Source organism: Desulfovibrio legallii, from assembly GCF_900102485.1.
In the GTDB taxonomy this organism is placed as follows: Bacteria; Desulfobacterota; Desulfovibrionia; order Desulfovibrionales; family Desulfovibrionaceae; genus Desulfovibrio; species Desulfovibrio legallii_A.
On sequence record NZ_FNBX01000004.1, the window covers coordinates 97214 to 113363 of the forward strand.

At 65.8% G+C, this 16150-nt stretch carries 14 protein-coding genes; 9 read left to right on the forward strand and 5 right to left on the reverse strand.

Annotated features, from left to right (window positions below; all coding sequences use genetic code 11):
* Positions 1-82: 82 nt before the first annotated feature.
* Positions 83-1240 (forward strand): NAD(P)H-dependent flavin oxidoreductase, encoded by a 1158-nt coding sequence (locus tag BLS55_RS03850; protein WP_092153047.1) that lies wholly within the window; start codon positions 83-85, stop codon positions 1238-1240.
* Between the two features lie 542 nt (positions 1241-1782).
* Here the strand turns inward: BLS55_RS03850 and BLS55_RS03855 are convergent.
* Positions 1783-2082: a transcriptional regulator gene (locus tag BLS55_RS03855; RefSeq protein WP_092153048.1), complete on the reverse strand. Its 300-nt coding sequence runs from the start codon at positions 2080-2082 to the stop codon at positions 1783-1785.
* 116 nt (positions 2083-2198) lie between these two features.
* Positions 2199-2714 carry a 2-amino-4-hydroxy-6-hydroxymethyldihydropteridine diphosphokinase gene (gene folK, locus BLS55_RS03860; protein ID WP_092153049.1) on the reverse strand — a complete coding sequence of 172 codons (516 nt, stop codon included), beginning with the start codon at positions 2712-2714 and terminating at the stop codon, positions 2199-2201.
* 220 nt (positions 2715-2934) lie between these two features.
* Between folK and xerD the strand changes: the two genes are divergently transcribed.
* The 6 genes from xerD to BLS55_RS03890 all read left to right on the forward strand — a co-directional run bounded on the left by xerD (position 2935) and on the right by BLS55_RS03890 (position 11550).
* Entirely contained in the window at positions 2935-3861 is a 927-nt protein-coding gene (xerD, locus tag BLS55_RS03865; protein ID WP_092153129.1) for a site-specific tyrosine recombinase XerD, read from the forward strand.
* Entirely contained in the window at positions 3858-6548 is a 2691-nt protein-coding gene (locus BLS55_RS03870) for a CBS domain-containing protein (RefSeq protein WP_373886018.1), read from the forward strand. Before xerD ends, BLS55_RS03870 begins: the two co-directional genes overlap by 4 nt.
* A 20-nt stretch (positions 6549-6568) precedes the next feature.
* Positions 6569-7105: an HIT family protein gene (locus BLS55_RS03875; RefSeq protein ID WP_092153050.1), complete on the forward strand. Its 537-nt coding sequence runs from the start codon at positions 6569-6571 to the stop codon at positions 7103-7105.
* Positions 7106-7544: 439 nt separating this feature from the next.
* Positions 7545-8027: a LapA family protein gene (locus BLS55_RS03880; protein WP_092153051.1), complete on the forward strand. Its 483-nt coding sequence runs from the start codon at positions 7545-7547 to the stop codon at positions 8025-8027.
* Positions 8028-8164: 137 nt separating this feature from the next.
* On the forward strand, positions 8165-10936 hold the full coding sequence (mutS, locus tag BLS55_RS03885) for a DNA mismatch repair protein MutS (protein ID WP_092153052.1): 2772 nt from the start codon (positions 8165-8167) through the stop codon (positions 10934-10936).
* Between the two features lie 188 nt (positions 10937-11124).
* Positions 11125-11550, forward strand: coding sequence for a DnaJ family domain-containing protein (locus BLS55_RS03890; protein WP_092153053.1), 426 nt, complete (start codon positions 11125-11127; stop codon positions 11548-11550).
* 143 nt (positions 11551-11693) lie between these two features.
* Here the strand turns inward: BLS55_RS03890 and BLS55_RS03895 are convergent, their stop codons facing one another.
* Complete coding sequence (locus BLS55_RS03895; RefSeq protein WP_092153054.1) at positions 11694-12140, reverse strand: acyl-CoA thioesterase; 447 nt, start codon at positions 12138-12140, stop codon at positions 11694-11696.
* A gap of 93 nt (positions 12141-12233) precedes the next feature.
* Positions 12234-14012, reverse strand: a complete 1779-nt coding sequence (locus BLS55_RS03900) for a formate--tetrahydrofolate ligase (RefSeq protein WP_092153055.1) — start codon at positions 14010-14012, stop codon at positions 12234-12236.
* 226 nt (positions 14013-14238) lie between these two features.
* Here BLS55_RS03900 and lpdD point away from each other — a divergent pair, with 226 nt between their 5' ends.
* On the forward strand, positions 14239-14601 hold the full coding sequence (lpdD, locus tag BLS55_RS03905; RefSeq protein WP_092153056.1) for a prenylated flavin chaperone LpdD: 363 nt from the start codon (positions 14239-14241) through the stop codon (positions 14599-14601).
* The gene (locus tag BLS55_RS03910; protein ID WP_092153057.1) at positions 14595-14798 is read left to right on the forward strand and encodes a hypothetical protein; all 204 of its coding nucleotides are present in this window, start codon (positions 14595-14597) and stop codon (positions 14796-14798) included. Before lpdD ends, BLS55_RS03910 begins: the two co-directional genes overlap by 7 nt.
* Here BLS55_RS03910 and BLS55_RS03915 read toward each other — a convergent pair.
* Positions 14758-16110, reverse strand: coding sequence for a sodium:solute symporter family protein (locus BLS55_RS03915; protein WP_180365388.1), 1353 nt, complete (start codon positions 16108-16110; stop codon positions 14758-14760). The genes BLS55_RS03910 and BLS55_RS03915 overlap by 41 nt on opposite strands.
* Between the last annotated feature and the right edge of the window lie 40 nt (positions 16111-16150).

The following is a 16150-nucleotide window of genomic DNA, read 5'->3' on the forward strand; positions in this document are numbered from 1 at the left end:
CCAAAAATCACCGGGGAGCGACGCTGCCGCCAGTCTGCGCTCGCCCCGCTCCCCCCGTTTCCGTCAGGACGGAGGTCTTGTCATGCCTTTCCCCGCGCTTCGCATAGGTAACCTCACAGCCCGCATCCCTGTTGTTCAGGGCGGCATGGGCGTGGGCATTTCACTTTCCGGTCTGGCTTCGGCCGTGGCCAACCAGGGCGGCATCGGCGTCATTGCCGGAGCTATGATCGGCATGAAGGAACCCGACGTGGCCAAGGATCCCCTCACCGCCAACCTGCGGGCCCTGCGCACTGAAATACTTAAAGCCCGTCAGATGACGGACGGCATTATCGGCGTCAACCTCATGGTGGCCCTCACCACCTTTAGCCAAATGGTGCGCACGGCCATCGAAAGCAAGGCGGACATCATCTTTTCCGGCGCGGGCCTGCCCCTGGACATGCCCCGCCACCTGCTGCAGATGTGCGAAGAAAAAAAAGAGGAATTCAAGACCAAGCTCGTGCCCATCGTCTCTTCCGCCCGGGCTGCCACGGTCATTGCCAAAAAATGGGTGACCCACTTCGGCTACACCCCCGACGCCTTTGTGGTGGAAGGCCCCAAAGCGGGCGGGCACCTGGGCTTCAAGCCCGAAGAACTGCACGACCCAAGCCACGCCCTGGAAGTGCTGGTGCCCCAGGTGGTTGACGCCGTTAAACCCATGGAAGACAAGTGCGGCCGGGCCGTGCCCGTCATTGCGGCGGGCGGCGTTTACTCCGGCGCGGACATCATGAAGTTTCTGGAGCTGGGCGCTTCCGGCGTGCAGATGGGCACCCGCTTTGTGGCCACCCACGAGTGCGACGCCGACGAGCGCTTCAAGCAGTCCTACCTGGCGGCCAGGCCTGAAGACGTCACCATTATCAAAAGCCCGGTGGGCATGCCCGGCCGTGCCCTGGAAAATGAATTTATCCAGGAATCCCGCGCGGGCAACAAAAAGCCCTTCAAGTGCATCTTCCACTGCGTCAAAACCTGCGAGCAGGAAAAAACGCCCTACTGCATTGCCCAGGCCCTTATCAACGCCATGCGCGGCAACCTGGAGCGCGGCTTTGCCTTTTGCGGGGCCAACGTGGCGCGCGTCAACGCCATCATCTCCGTGCGCGAGCTCATGGACAGCCTGCAGAAAGAGTTCGACGAAGCCAAAAACTCCTTCAGCAAAAGCGTGCAGAACGTCCAGAGCATGCTGGGCCGCGTGGCTGGCATGCAGTAGCCCCGGCTTCGCCCTTCCGCGCGCCGAAGGGACGCCGAATACAAAAATACGAAGCCCCCGACGCGGTCACAACGGCCGCGCCGGGGGCTTTCTTTTACTCAGGGCATTTCAAAGTTGAAATGCAGTGGCGGCCATGTGAGCAGACGCCCGCTGTGGAGGCGTAAGCGCAATTTATTTGCGCTGTTAAACGCCGGAACGAGCGTGCCTTAAACTTTGAAACTGCATATCTTCAAAGGTAATCTGCTCTAGGCATGGGCGCAAGTTATTTGCGTTGGCAAGCGCCGGAACGACTGTGTTGTAAACTTTGAGAATGCAAATTCTCAAAGGTAATCTGCTCAGAGCCTGTTGTGGTTACCCGTGCGGCGGATTTGCAAGCAGGCATCCGCCGCAGGCGCGACCTGTCTGCGTGCCCGCGCGCCCGAAGCGGGCGTTTGGGCTGCCGTTAAAAATTATCGGTCCGCCCGGCGCCGTGTTGGGCTGTTGTTCGCTCAGGGGCAAGGCCGCCCGCCCGCAACAGAGCACCCCCCGCGTAAAGGAGAGCGCTATTCCGTATCCCTGGGCGGCAGCTCACGGCCGCCCTCCTGCAGGCGCTGCAAAAATTTGTCCCGACACTCGTAGCTGCAAAAGCGGTAGACCTTCTCGCCGTCGCGCACGGAAATATTGCCTTCGGTGGAAACGTAGGCCCCGCATTCCGGGTCTTTGACCATTTCACCGGCGGCCACCTTGCGTTCCACTTCGGCGGCGCTTTCTTCCTTGGTTTCTTTTTTCTTCTTGAGCACGTCGTTGGCAAACAGGCGGTACAGCACATAGGCCGCCGCAATAAGAATCAGCCATTTCCACATGGGGAGCTCCTCCAACCCGTACAGAGGCCACAACGGGCCGCGCAAGGGGCTTAACGAAAAACGCGCGGCAACATCCGCCGCAGGCTTGGTTTTTGTACCACAGGGGCCGTGCCCCGTCACTGAAAAATTCTGCGCCCTTCCAGCCGGTAGGGAAGGCGCGCCAGCCATGCCTCCACAGGGAGGCCCCCCACGCGAAGACCTGGGGCCAGTTCCGCCAGGGGCACCAGCACAAAGGCCCGCTGCGTCAGCCGCGGGTGCGGCACAAGGCAGTGGGGGTCGGCGCTTTGCGCCGCGCCGAACACGAGCAGGTCCAGGTCAATGGCCCGCGGGCCGTAGCGCAGGGCCGGATCCGGGCTGCGCACCCGCCCCTGGGCGGCCTCAATGGTCAGCAGCGCGTCCACCAGGGCGCAGGGCGTCCAGCCCGGCCCCGGCAGAAGCTCGGCCGCCTGGTTCAGAAACCAGGGCTGGTCCGCATAACCCTGCGGCTCCGTGGCGTAGACGGCGGAAACCGCGCCCAGCCGCATGTCCGGCAGAGCCGCCAGGGCCGCCAGGGCCTGCGTCAGACGCCCGGCCGCCCCTGCGGCGTTGGACCCCAGGCCTACATAGGCACGCACAGCGGCGGGTTGCGGCATATTTCCTCCTTCGGCGGGGCGGAGGCTCCCTCCCGCTCGCGCAGGCTTTGCATACCACAGGCCCACGTCGCGGAAAAGACGGGGAAGCCCACCCCCGCTTTTACCCTGTTCCACCTCTTGCGCTATTCTGGCCCTCGCCCTATTTCGGCCCTTGCCCGGAGGCCGCCTCGCCCTATTTCGACCCTTGCCCTGTCACAGTAAGACGGCTAGCATGGCCCACATGACGCAGCCCCCCGCTTTCTCCTCCCCTTTGGCGGCGCTTTTGCCGCAGTGGTGCGACCACCTGCTGGCCGAGCGGGGCCTGGCCGCCCGCACCGTGGAGGCCTACCGCCAGGATCTGGAAAGTTTTTTCCTGTTTCAGGAAGAGCTGGCCTTGAGCGGCGGCCGCCTGGCGGTCGCGCCGGACGAACAGGAGCTTTTTCTCTATCTCTCCTGGCTCAGGGCACACCAGAACACGGGACGAACCCTGGCGCGGCGGCTTTCCGCCCTGCGGGCCTTCTTTGCCTTTGCCCTGGACGCGGGCGCGGTGGCGCAGAATCCCGCCCTGCTGCTGGAGAATCCCAAGCTCCCCCTCCACCTTCCAGAAGTGCTGCGCAAGGAGGAGATGGAAGCCCTGCTGGCCCAGCCGGATTGCAGCGTCAAAACAGGCGCGCGCGACCGTTGCATGCTGGAAATGCTTTACGCGGCCGGGCTGCGGGTTTCCGAGCTCTGCAACCTAGCCGTGCTGGATCTGGATCTGCAGCGGGGCCTGGTGCGGGTCTTCGGCAAGGGCTCCAAAGAGCGCCTCGTCCCCCTGCACGACGCCATGCAGCGGATGCTCGCCGTGTACCTCCAGTCCTGGCGGCCTGCCTTCAAGCCCACGGGGGGACAGCTTTTCGTCAACCGTTCGGGCCGGGCCCTGAGCCGACAGTATGTCTGGAAGATGGTCAAAAAATACGCCCTGCAGGCGGGCATCCGCCGCGCCATTTCGCCGCACACTTTCCGCCACTCCTTTGCCACGCACCTGCTGGAAGGCGGCGCGGACCTGCGGTCCGTCCAGCTGCTGCTGGGCCATGCGGACATCAGCGCCACGGAAATCTATACCCATGTGCAGGCCGAGCGGCTGCGTGCCCTGCACCACCAGTTCCACCCCCGGAGCCGCGCGTGAACCCCGTCACCCTGGTCACCTGCCACGCCAACGCGGATTTTGACGCCTTTGCGGCCATGCTGGCGGCCCGCCGTCTGTACGCGCCCTGCGCCCTGCTCTTTCCCGGCACGCAGGAGCGGGGCCTGCAAAAGCTCTACGCTGCCCTGGACCATAAGGCCTACGATTTTGTCAGCGCCGAAAACCTGGACTGGACGGCCTTTGACCGTCTGGTGCTGGTGGATACCCGCCAGCGCGGCCGGGTGCGTCATGCGGCCCCACTGCTGGACCGTCCCGGCATCCGGGTGGAGGTCTGGGACCACCACCCCGACGCCGCCGACGACGTGGCTGCGGATGCGTCCCACACGGCCCGGGTGGGCGCGCTGACCAGCCTTATGGTGGGCCGCCTGCGCGAGCGCGGCATCCGGATCACGCCGGAAGAGGCCACCCTGCTGGGCCTGGGCATTTACGGAGACACGGGTTCCTTCACCTACTCCTCCACGACGGAAGAGGACTTCCAGGCCGCGGCCTGGCTGCTGAGCCAGGGCATGGACGTAAACCGCATAGACGACCTGGCCGCCCACCAGCTTACCAGCCTGCACGTCCAGGCCCTCAACAGCCTTTTGGAATCGGTGCGCACCTATACTGTCAACGAGGTGCCCGTGGCCGTGGCCGAAGCCTCCATGGAGCACTACCTGGGCGACTTCGCCTATCTGGCGCACCGGCTTATGGAAATGGAAAAATTTCCGGCGCTCTTTGCCATCGGCAGGATGGAGGACCGCATCCAGGTGGTGGCCCGCAGCCGCAGCGAGGCCGTCAATGTGGGCGACGTCTGCGCCGCTTTGGGTGGCGGGGGACACGCCTACGCCGCTTCGGCCTCCATCCGTTCCATGACCCTGCACGAAGTGCGGGAAACCATCCTGCGGGAACTCTACGCCCAGGCCCATCCGGACAAAACCGCCAGGGATTATATGTCCGCCCCGGCCGTGGGCATTGAAGCCGGCGCCGCCATCCGGGCGGCGGACGAACTTATGCTCCACTTCGGGCTCAAGGCCGTACCCGTTTTTGCGCCGGGCACGCGCGTCTGTGTGGGCCTGCTGGACGCGCAGACGGCCTCCCGCGCTGTGGTCCACGGCCTGGGCGACGCTAGGGCGGAAGAATACATGACCCGCCATGTGCGCACCCTGCCGCCGGAGGCGAGCCTCCAGGATCTTACGGACGTCATCGTGGGCGGTCGGCAGCGCCTGGCCCCCATTGTGGAAGGGGGGAAGGTTGCAGGGGTGGTCACCCGCACGGACCTCATCAACGTCTTTGCCAACGCCACGGGCCACCGGCCGGAGCAGAGCGCCGCCGGCGGCAAGGAGCGCTCCCTGGCCAAACTCATCCAGGACCGCCTGCCCGCGCCCACGCGGGATCTGCTCCACCTGGCGGGACGCCTGGGCGCGTCCCTCGGCCTGCCCGTCTATGTGGTTGGGGGCTTTGTGCGCGACCTTCTGCTGCAGCGGCCCAACCAGGATATAGACCTGGTGGCGGAAGGCGACGGCCTGCGTCTGGCCCGCGCCTTGGCCAAAGAGCTGGGCGGCAGGGTAAGGGAGCACCGCAAGTTCCTGACCTCCATGGTTATTTTTACAGATACCCAGGGCCGCGAGCAGCGCCTGGATGTGGCCACGGCCCGCCTGGAATACTACGAACATCCGGCGGCTCTGCCCACGGTGGAGCTTTCGTCCATCAAAATGGACCTCTTCCGGCGGGATTTTTCCATCAATGCTCTGGCCGTGCGCTTGGACGGCTCCTTCGGCCAGCTGGTGGATTTTTTTGGCGGCCAGCGGGACATCAAGGATAAGGTCATCCGCGTGCTGCACACCCTGAGCTTTGTGGAAGACCCCACCCGCTGCCTGCGCGCCGTGCGTTTTGAGCAGCGCTACGGCTTCCACATCGGGCAGGGGACGGAAAAGCTGATCAAAAATGCCCTCTCCCTCAAGCTCATGGACCGGCTTTCGCCCCAGCGCCTGTACGGCGAATTCAGACACCTCTGCGAAGAAGACGCGCCCCTGGCCTGCTTTACGCGCATGGATCAGCTGGGCATCTGGGAGGCCATTGCCCCCCAGCTTGGGCTCACCCCCACGCGCAAGGCGCTGCTGCAACGGCTGCAGGAAATTTCCGGCTGGTACCGCCTGCTTTATTTTGAGGAAGAGCCCCTCCCCTGGCTGGTCTATTTTCTGGGCCTCAACCACGGCCTGAATTACGCCCTCACGGCGGAACACTACCGACGTCTGGGCCTGCCCGAAGCCCTGCGCGCCGTTGTGCTGAGCCAGAGGGAACATCTGCGCTCCCTGGGCAGCCAGCTTGCCCGCCGACAGGCGGAAGGCGCCGCCCCCAGCGCGCTCTGCGCCCTGCTGCGCCCGCTGCGGCTAGAATTTCTGCTCTACCTTATGGCCCAGACCAGCGACGCGCCCCTACAAAAAAATATTTCCCGCTACATCACCCAGTGGCGGCGGGAAACGGCGGACATCACGGGCGACGACCTGCGCCGCCTGGGGCTCGCCCCCGGCCCGGCCTGCGGGCGCATTCTGGCGGCAGTGCTGCGCGCCAAACTGGATGGCCAGGCCCCCACGGCTGAAAGCCAGCTGGCCCTGGCCGCCAGCCTCATCGGCCAAGAGCAGGGAAAGGAGGAAGCCGCCCGGCCCACCCCCCTTGCCCACCGGCCGTAAGCGGTGTATAGCTCAACATTATGAAACAATTGTGGGCGCCTTGGCGCATAGACTATATCCTGGGCCCGAAACCCGACGTCTGCGTGTTCTGCCTGCCCCAGGACACGGCCGAAGACGCGGAACGGCTCGTGCTCTATCGCGGAAAAAACGCTTTTGTGATCATGAACAAATACCCGTACAATAACGGGCACATCATGGTCTGCCCCTACCGCCACGTCATGCTTCTGGCCGCGCTTTCCCGCCAGGAAGCTCATGAAGTCATGGACCTGTTGCAGGCTTGCGCCACAATCTTAAAGGAACACTTTAATTGCCCAGGCATCAACATCGGCCTGAATCAGGGCGAAGCCGCGGGCGCGGGCATCCGGGAGCATCTGCACTTTCACCTGGTGCCGCGCTGGAACGGGGATTCCTCTTTCATGGCCGTTTTTGACGAAGTGCGCACCATGCCGCAGCATCTGAGCCGCAGCTATGCGGCCTTGCTGCCGTTTTTTGCACCCCAGGCCATGGCTGCCCGCCTGGCGGCCCTGGCGGATTGCGTCGAGCAACAACGCCTCTGACGCCGCTGCTGTCCGCATGGCGACGGCCAGGGCCGTTCTTCGGCACAGATTTCTGGTTCCGCAACCCGCTGCCGGAGCTTCCTTGCAGCGCCAGGTGCCTCTGCGGCCGGTAGCCCGCGGCTTGCGCCCCGAACCAGCCCTTTTACGGCACGACCGCCGCGCAAGGCCGTGCCGCACGGTCCGCCGTCGCCGGGACCGTCATGACCGGGGAGCGGGCAATCCTCGGCGGAAAAATGCGGCCCGCCTGGAGCACAGCGCCTGGTGAGAACGGATGTTCCCAAGGGCAGGCAAGACGTTCGCTCCGGCGCTTAAGCGCGCAGCAAAGCTGCGCCTGCGCCATTGCAGCGGGCGTCTGCTCACGCAGCCGGGGCGGAACGCGCCGTCCGCAACAGCCCGTACAGTTTGTTTCAGCCTTTTTTAGCCTGTGAGGAGTTTGCCCATGCGGTATGTCAAGGTTCTGCTGCTGGCCGTGGCGTTTTTCCTGTCCCTGGTCTTCTTTTTCCAGAACCAGGCCTCCCTTTCCCAACAACTGGTGCTCACGCTCAACCTCTTTTTCATCCCGCCCATGTCTTCCATCGCGCTGCCCTTCTATTTTCTGGTGGTGGCGGCCTTTGCCCTGGGCGCGCTCTTCACCCTCTGTTTTCTGGTCTGGGATAAGGTTAACCTTTCCGCCCGCCTGCTGAAGCACAAGTGGCAGATCAGCAGCCTGGAACGGGAAGTGGAAAAGCTCCGCAAAAAGCTGGGCAGCGAATCCGCCCGCTCCGCCTTCCTGCGCAAAGCCGACAAGTCCACAGCGCTGGAAGCAAAAACCGGCGGAAAAACCGCTACCGCGACCCAGCCCGCAGAAGCGTCGGCCTGTGCCGCGCCGCAGGCCGCTGACATCAACGGAGCGGTGCTGGCCCCGGATCCGGATCGGCCTTAGCCGATTCCCCACCGGGCCCCTGGGCCCACCGCCGCAGTGCGCTTCGGCTCCCGGCGGCGTTATGCCGCTTTGCGCCATGTGCTGCGCCCGTACCTTGCGTGCGGGCGCATTTTTCCCCACCCTCTACCCCCTGCGCCATGCCCGAAACCCCGGTAAAAATAACCCCCATGTTTGAGCAATACCTGCGCATCAAGGCGGAACACCCTGATGCCCTGCTCTTCTACCGCATGGGAGATTTTTACGAGCTGTTCTTTGACGACGCCCGCACGGCCGCGCGCGAGCTGCGCATCGCCCTCACCAGCCGCAGCCGCGATGCGGAAAATCCCGTGCCCATGTGCGGCGTGCCCTGGCACGCCGTGGAAAGCTACATCGCCCAGCTCATCAGCAAGGGCTACCAGATCGCCATCTGCGACCAGACCGAAGACCCCAAGGCCGCCAAGGGGCTGGTCAAGCGCGCCGTCACCAGGGTGGTGACGCCGGGCACCGTGCTGGAGGACGCCAACCTTCAGACCAAAAGCCACAACTACCTGGGCGCGCTCTGCGCCGCAGCCCCGGACCAGGGTGGGGCCTTTGCCTGGGCGGACATCTCCACCGGCCAGTGGTCCGGCCTGGAATTCAAACGCCCCGCCGAGCTCTGGCAATGGGTGCAGAAGCTGGCCCCGCGCGAGCTGCTTCTGCCTGAGGGCCTGGAGCCGCCCCCGCGCACAGCGCTGGAGGGCATCCGCCTTGTGCGTCTGCCCCGCCCCCAGTTCGATCTCAAGCGCGCCACGGAACGGGTGCTGACCGCCCAGGGCGTGCGCGAGCCCGGAGCCCTGGGCCTGGAGGGCAGGCCGGAGCTGATCCGCGCCTGCGGCGCGCTGCTGCTCTACCTGACCCGCACGCAGATGCGCAGCCCGGACCACCTCCAGCCCTTCCGCCCGCTGGACCTGAGCCGCCGCCTGATCATTGACGATATCACCGAGCGCAACCTGGAAATTTTCGTCCGCCTCAACGGCCGTAAGGGCAAGGGCACGCTGCGCCAGGTGCTGGACCAGACCCTGACCCCCATGGGCGGCCGCCTGCTGGAGGATATGCTGCGCCACCCCTGGCGCGAGGCCGGTCCCATCCGGCGCATCCAGGACGCTGTGGACTTTTTCCACCAGAGCGACGCCCGGCGCGAAGCCCTGCGCGCGGCCCTGGAACGGGTCTACGATCTGGAGCGGCTCTCCACCCGCATCAGCCTGAACCAAGGCGCGCCGCGCGACTGCATCGCCCTGCGGGAAAGCCTCGCCGCCCTGCCCGCTGTGCTGGCGGCCCTGACGGAAGCCTTCCCCGCCAATGCGGAGGCCGCTCAGGAAGCCGCCGCCCCGTCGCCCCCCAAGGCCATAGCCGAAATGCTGCGCGGCTGGGACAGCCTGGAAGACTGCGCAAACCTGCTCGCCGCCGCCCTGGTGGACAATCCGCCCGTGGCGATCACCGACGGCGGTCTGTTCAAGGCCGGCTACAACCCAGAGCTGGACCGGCTGCTGGATCTGGCCGAGCACGGGGAACAGAAACTGCAGGCCATGCTGACCGAAGAGCAGACCAAAACCGGCATCAGCCGCCTCAAGCTGGGCTGCAACCGCGTTTTCGGCTACTACTACGAAATTTCCCGCGCGGCCCACAGCGGCCCTGTTCCCTACCACTTCATCCGCCGCCAGAGCCTGGCCAATGCGGAGCGCTTCACCACTACGGAGCTCAAAGAGCTGGAAGAAGAGCTGCTCTCCGCGGCGGAAAAGCGCAAGAGCCTTGAATACGAGCTGTTTCAGGCTTTGCGCGCCCAACTGGCGGCCCAGCGCCCGCGCATCGTCCAGATGGCCGACTGCATCGCTCACCTGGACTACTGGCAGAGCCTCGCCCAGGTGGCCCGCGCCCAGGGCTGGCGTCGCCCGGAGCTCACCGCCGACGCCAATCTGGAAATCCGCCAGGGCCGTCACCCGGTGGTAGAGGCCATGCTGGGCCGGGCCAACTTCGTGCCCAACGACGTTATTCTGGACGACCGTCGCCGCCTCTGCCTGCTCACCGGCCCCAATATGGCTGGCAAATCCACCGTGCTGCGTCAGGTGGCCATCATCTGCCTTCTGGCGCAGATGGGCTCCATGGTGCCCGCGGACGCGGCGCGCCTCGGCCTGGTGGACCGCCTTTTTTCCCGCGTGGGGGCCTCGGACAACCTGGCCCAGGGCCAGAGCACCTTTATGGTGGAAATGATGGAGACGGCCCGCATCCTGCGGCAGGCCACCAAGCGCAGCCTGATCATTCTGGACGAAATCGGCCGGGGCACCAGCACCTACGATGGTGTGGCCCTGGCCTGGGCCGTAGTGGAAGACCTGGCCCGCCGCGCGGGCGGCGAGCTGCGCACCCTCTTCGCCACCCACTACCACGAGCTCACCGCCCTGGAAGGCCGCGTGCCCGGCGTTTTCACCATGAATATCGCTATCCGCGAATACAATAACGACATCCTTTTTCTGCACAAGCTGGTGCCCGGCCCCTCGGACCGCAGCTACGGCGTGGAAGTGGCCCGCCTGGCCGGCGTGCCAGGGCCCGTGGTGCACAGGGCCCGGACCATCCTGGAAGGCCTGGAGCGAGGCCGCGAAGGCGCGCGCAAAACCGTAGCCACGGCCGTGGCCCTGCCCGGCATTGATCTGCCGGAACCGCCCCCCGAACCGGAGGCGGAAGCCCTGCCCGAACCGGCGTTGCCGGAAAACCAGGAGCATCCCCTGGTGCGCCTGCTGCGCGACCTCACGCCCGAAGCCCTCAGCCCCCTGGAGGCCCTGCGCCTGCTTATGGAATGGAAAAAACTCTGGGCGGACGCGCCTGCGCCGGGCATGGCCGCCTCCGCAGCTTCAGACTATGGACCGGACGACGAACCGCCGCCCCTGCCGGGGGTGTAGGGAACGTTGTCGCTTGGGGGAGGATGAACAGCCTATTGGAACATTACCACATTGCAATGCCGTAACGTTCTTCGTCTCGGTAACGGACGAACACAAACGCCCCCTCCATTCAAAATTTCCCCTCAAAAACACGCACAGGCCTTGCGGGGAGCGCAGAAAAAACGCGGGCATCCGCGGGGTTCAACGCCATGGCAGAAGCCAACCCTTTTTCCGTCATCCAGTTTATCGCGGAACAACGCATCGCCGAGGCCCAGGCCGAGGGCGCGTTTGACAACCTGCCCGGCACAGGCCGCCCCCTGGAGCTGGAAGACATGAGTCATGTGCCGGAAGAGCTGCGCATGGCCTACAAAATCCTGCGCAATGCGGGCTGCCTGCCGCCGGAGCTGGAGCAGCGCAAGGAATTGAACCGGCTGGCGGATCTGCTGGAGCAGTGCGAGGACGAACAGGAGCGCGTGCGCCAGATGCAGCGCCTGCGCTTCATGGTCTTGCGGGCCCAGGTGCGTTTTCAGCGGCCCATCCGCCTGGAACAGGACGACCCGTACTACGACCGCCTGCTGGACCGTCTTTCCCGCGCTGAAGGCGCGGCGGCCCAAGCGCAGAAAAAGTCGCACTGAGGCCGCAGGGCTGCGGCATTTCTCCTGCGGCATGGCGGCAGGGTCCGCAGGGCGATGCAGGGGAGGCCCCGACGGCAGCCGACACAGCGGCGCGCCGACAGAACCCCTTGCCTGTCTGCCCCTGCCGGGAATCCGATGCCCTCTTACTCCGCGCTGCGCAGAGCCGCGCGCACTTCCGCTTCCTCGGCCGGGGCAAAATCCCGACTGAGCGATTCCGGGATGCGCACAGGCCGGCCGCTGGCATAATCAATATAAATCCAAAGCGTTTCGGCTTCGGCCAGCAAAGCCGCGTCGGCAGCGCGCCAGAAGAGGTAGCGCCGCGTGCACTGGCGCGAGGCGAAGTCCGCCACCCAGGTGGCCGCGTAGATCGTCTGCCCCGCCACCGCCGGTTTGCGGTAGGTAATGCAGTGCTGCCGCACCACCCAGCCCTGCCCCAGGGCCGCATAGCGCTCCATGCTCCAGCCGTTGGCCGCGGAATGGGCCACGGCCAGATCCTGCATCCACTGCACATAGCGCAGGTTGCTTACCCGGCCCTGCATGTCCATATCCGCATCCGTCACGGTTATTTTCTGGATATGATACCGTTCCATACGCATTCCTTTGTCGCGCGGCTCCCGAACGTCCACACCTGAAGCGCTGTGCGGCGGGCAACCGCTGCCAGGGCATTTCACCGTTGCCATGCCCTAGAAAAGCCCTGTCACCCGGCCCGTTTCCACGTCCACGTCAATATTGCGGAAGCCAGGTCGGGAACCCGTGCCCGGCATAAGGCTGATATCCCCGGCCACGGGCACCACCAGCCCCGCGCCGCCGAACAGGAGCGCATCGCGCACATGCAGCCGCCAGGAAGCCGGCACGCCACGCCGGGCGGGATCGTCAGAAAGCGAATACTGGGTTTTGACCATGCAGACGCCCAGCTCCGCCGCGTCGGGCCGGTCCTGGAAGGCGGCCAGGCGCTGCGCGGCCAGGGGTTCAAAATCCACGCCGTCGGCTCCGTAAACCTCGCGGGCGATGCGCACAATACGCTCCCGCAGGGGCAGGCTCCAGTCGTAGAGCGGGCGGAAGGCGCGGCGTTCCGTGCGGCAGGCGTCCAGCACGGCGTCGGCCAGCTCCAGCGCGCCTTCGCCGCCCCGGGCCCAGTGGTCGGAAACGGCCACCCGCGCCCCGGCCTTCTCGCAAATCTGCCGCACCGTGTCCAGTTCCGCCTTGGTATCGGTATGGAACCGGTTCAGGCAGACCACGGCGGGCACGCCGGAGCGGCGCACAATGCCCAGGTGGTGCAGCAGGTTGACGCAACCGGCCTCCACCAGGGGCAGATCCTCCCGCGTATAGGCCTCGGGCAGGGGCTGGCCGGGCTGCAGCCGGGGCGCGCCGCCGTGGTACTTGAGCGCCCGCACCGTGGCCACCAACACTGCCGCGTCCGGGGTCAGGCCGCTGTAGCGGCACTTGAGGTTCCAGAATTTCTCGTAGCCCATATCCGCGGCAAAGCCCGATTCCGTCACATGCGCCTCGCTGAGCTTGAGCCCCACCCGGTCGGCGATGACGGAGCTTTGCCCCAGGGCTATATTGCCAAAGGGCCCCGTATGCACCAGCACGGGCTGGCCTTCCATGGTCTGGATCAGGTTGGGCTTCACGGCCTCCACCAACCAGGCGGTCATGGCCCCGTCCACCTGAAGATCGGCGGTGGTCACCGGGTTGCCGTCGCGGTCCAGGGCCAGCGCCATGCGGCCCATGCGCTCACGCAGATCCCGCAGATCCCGCGCCACAGAAAGAATGGACATGACCTCCGAAGCCACGGTGATGTCGAAATGCGAGCGCATCATAAACCCGTCGTTACGGCGGCCGTCGCCCTCCATGCCGATGATGACGTGCCGCAGGGCCTGAGCGCAGAAATCCACCACCCAGCCCGTGTTCACCCTGGTGGGATCGATGTGCAGCCGCCGCATGCCGGAGAGGCGCTCCAGGGTGGCGTCGTCATAGTTGCGCTCATGCTGCATGCGGGCGGTAAGGGCGGTCATGGCCAGATTGTGGGCCGCGCCCACGGCGTGGATATCCCCCGTGAAGTTGAGGGAATAGGGGGCCAGGGGAATGCACTGCGAAAGCCCACCGCCAGCGGCGGACCCTTTCATGCCCATGGTGGGGCCGCCCGATGGCTGCCGGATGGCCGCGGAAGCCCGCAGGCCGCGTCGGGCCAGGCCCTGCACCAGGCCTATGGTGGTGGTGGACTTGCCCTCCCCCAGCGGCGTGGGGGTGATGGCCGTTACATCTATATAAAGGCCGTCGGGCCTGTCCGCCAGACGCCGCAGCACGGCCTGCTGCTCGATTTTGCCCATATAATGCCCATAGGGCAGAATTTCTGAGGATTCCAGGCCCATTTCCGCCGCCAGGGCGAGGATAGGCTTCATGCGGGTTTCGGCTTCCTGGGCCAATTGCCAATCAGGGTGCCGGGTGGGGTCCAGGGTCATGGCGTCTCCAATAAGGTATGGAAGCGGTACGGTCACGCGGAGGCGAGGGGGGGCGCCGCTCCGTGAGATGGCCGGATGGTACGGGCAGCGGGCGGGCGCGTCAAGAAAAGGCGACGGCCTTGCGCCGCCGCCGCGGGAACGCTAAACTCCAGAAGCCTGCGCCGCAATTGTTTCCCGCGTGGGGCTGCAGGACGCTCCGGCGGCCGCCGCCTGCAATGGAGGAGCCATGCGTTTCACCGCCCATAAAGGCAGAATCCGCCTGAGTCTGCGCGTCTGCCGACAGGGCCGCGACCTGCAGGTTCTGCTCGACGGCGGCGCAGCCCACCTGGGGGCCGTGGCCCTGGCTGCCGCGCCCGCACCTGGGACCGAAGCCCAGGGGGATCTGCTGGTCCTGCCCGGCCACCGGGAGGACGCGCTGGCCCTGCGCATGGCAAAGCGCCTGGCTGCCGCCCTGGGCTGCGCCGTGTGTGTGAGCGCGGGCATCCACTATCCGGACATTACGCGGGAGGAAATTGCCGTGGCCGAAGCCCTGACCGACGTTCTGACCAGCCGCTGCCTCGCGGCGTTGCGCAAGGAGACCGCATGCTGACCGTCAACGACCTGGAAACCCTGGAAGAATACATCAGTTCCGGCCAACTGGAGGCGGATTTTGTGGACGGCTGCGAACACGACCGCCACTACCTGCTGGAGCTGCTGGAAAAGCTCATGGACGTGGCGGATCTGGCCGACGCCGCAGCCACCCGGCTCATATTCCGGGGTCTGCCGCTGCCGCCGCCCGCGGCGTAGCCTCCTTCACCCGTCGCGCCGCCGTCAAGCTGCCCAGCAAGGAGACGGCAAGCCCCGTAAAACTCCAGGCGCTGTTGTCCGTAAGCGTGGCCGCAAGGCCCAGCAGCCCGCCGGCCAGCATGGCCGCAGCCACGCCCCAGGGACGGAAGCAGGCCTTGCGATACAACAGCATGCCCACAAAGACGGGCGGCACCACGCCGCAAACATAAATATCGTTGGCCATAAGCAGCAGGGCCAGAATGCCTTTGCCGTAAAGGGCCAGCACCATGGCCGCCAGGGCCGCGCCCAGCATGCACAGGCGGCAGGCGGCCACGCCGGGCCGCCGCAGGATGTCGTTGCTGCACACCGAAGCCGCTGTGATGATGCAGGAATCTCCGGCCGAAATGACGGCGCTGAAAATGCCCAGCAGAATGGGCGTGGAGGCCCAGGCGGGCAGATGGGTCAAAAGAGCGGCGCTGAGCACCTGCTCCGGCGGCGTGCCCGCGGGCACCAGGGCGCGGCAGGCGATGCCCAGGGCCACAATAATCATGGCCGTGGCCGTGAGCCCCGCCACGGCCCAGAGGCCGCCCCTGCGGGCGGCGGCGGCGTCCTTGGCCGTAAGCAGACGGCCGAACAACATGGGGCAGACCACATAGCTGCCGCCCAGGATGCAGAGATAGTAGCGCAGCCTGGAGGCGGGAAAATCCGCATTGACGGCCTCCAGCGGCACGACCGCCAGGGCCTGCCCGCCGCCAGCCTTGACGGCCAGCGCCAGAGCCAGCAACAGGGCCGCCAGAAGCACGGAAAACTGCCACACGTCGGTCTTCATCACCGCCGCCTGTCCCCCCACCAGCGTATAGGCCAGAAGCGCCGCCGCGCCCAGCAGCACGGCCGGGCCCTTTTCCAGACCGGTCAAGGGCATGATAATGGCGGCCATGGCGCTGAACTGCGCGGCCAGAATGGCCAGCCAGGCCGTGACAATAATAATGGAGGCCAGCGGACGGCTGGGTTCGCCCAGAAATGCGGCAAGCATTTCCGGCATGGTCACGGCCCCGCTCTCGCGCACCTTTCTGGCCAGGAACAGGCTCAGCACGGTCAGGCCCGCAGCCCCGGATCCCAGCCACCAGAAGGCCGGCGTGCCCACCTGCCAGGCCAGACCGGCCATGCCCATGGTGGCGGAACCGCCCACGCAGGAGGACACGATGGACAAAGCCACCGCAAAGGCCGTGCTGCGGCGGCCGTTGAGAAAATAAGCGGCCGGGTCCATGCCCTTGCGGGCGGACCACAGGGCTACGCCGAACAACACGGCAAAATAAACGAGCAAAAACATCATGGGCGGCGCGTCTCCGATCCGTTTTCTGCAAGAATGGGCT

What these genes read in the sequence shown, in the direction of transcription:
- BLS55_RS03850 (WP_092153047.1), top strand. Translation starts at nt 83, where the DNA reads ATGCCTTTCCCCGCGCTTCGCATAGGTAACCTCACAGCCCGCATCCCT.
- BLS55_RS03855 (WP_092153048.1), bottom strand. Translation starts at nt 2,082, where the DNA reads ATGTGGAAATGGCTGATTCTTATTGCGGCGGCCTATGTGCTGTACCGC.
- folK (WP_092153049.1), bottom strand. Translation starts at nt 2,714, where the DNA reads ATGCCGCAACCCGCCGCTGTGCGTGCCTATGTAGGCCTGGGGTCCAAC.
- xerD (WP_092153129.1), top strand. Translation starts at nt 2,935, where the DNA reads ATGACGCAGCCCCCCGCTTTCTCCTCCCCTTTGGCGGCGCTTTTGCCG.
- BLS55_RS03875 (WP_092153050.1), top strand. Translation starts at nt 6,569, where the DNA reads ATGAAACAATTGTGGGCGCCTTGGCGCATAGACTATATCCTGGGCCCG.
- BLS55_RS03880 (WP_092153051.1), top strand. Translation starts at nt 7,545, where the DNA reads ATGCGGTATGTCAAGGTTCTGCTGCTGGCCGTGGCGTTTTTCCTGTCC.
- mutS (WP_092153052.1), top strand. Translation starts at nt 8,165, where the DNA reads ATGCCCGAAACCCCGGTAAAAATAACCCCCATGTTTGAGCAATACCTG.
- BLS55_RS03890 (WP_092153053.1), top strand. Translation starts at nt 11,125, where the DNA reads ATGGCAGAAGCCAACCCTTTTTCCGTCATCCAGTTTATCGCGGAACAA.
- BLS55_RS03895 (WP_092153054.1), bottom strand. Translation starts at nt 12,140, where the DNA reads ATGGAACGGTATCATATCCAGAAAATAACCGTGACGGATGCGGATATG.
- BLS55_RS03900 (WP_092153055.1), bottom strand. Translation starts at nt 14,012, where the DNA reads ATGACCCTGGACCCCACCCGGCACCCTGATTGGCAATTGGCCCAGGAA.
- lpdD (WP_092153056.1), top strand. Translation starts at nt 14,239, where the DNA reads ATGCGTTTCACCGCCCATAAAGGCAGAATCCGCCTGAGTCTGCGCGTC.
- BLS55_RS03910 (WP_092153057.1), top strand. Translation starts at nt 14,595, where the DNA reads ATGCTGACCGTCAACGACCTGGAAACCCTGGAAGAATACATCAGTTCC.
- BLS55_RS03915 (WP_180365388.1), bottom strand. Translation starts at nt 16,110, where the DNA reads ATGATGTTTTTGCTCGTTTATTTTGCCGTGTTGTTCGGCGTAGCCCTG.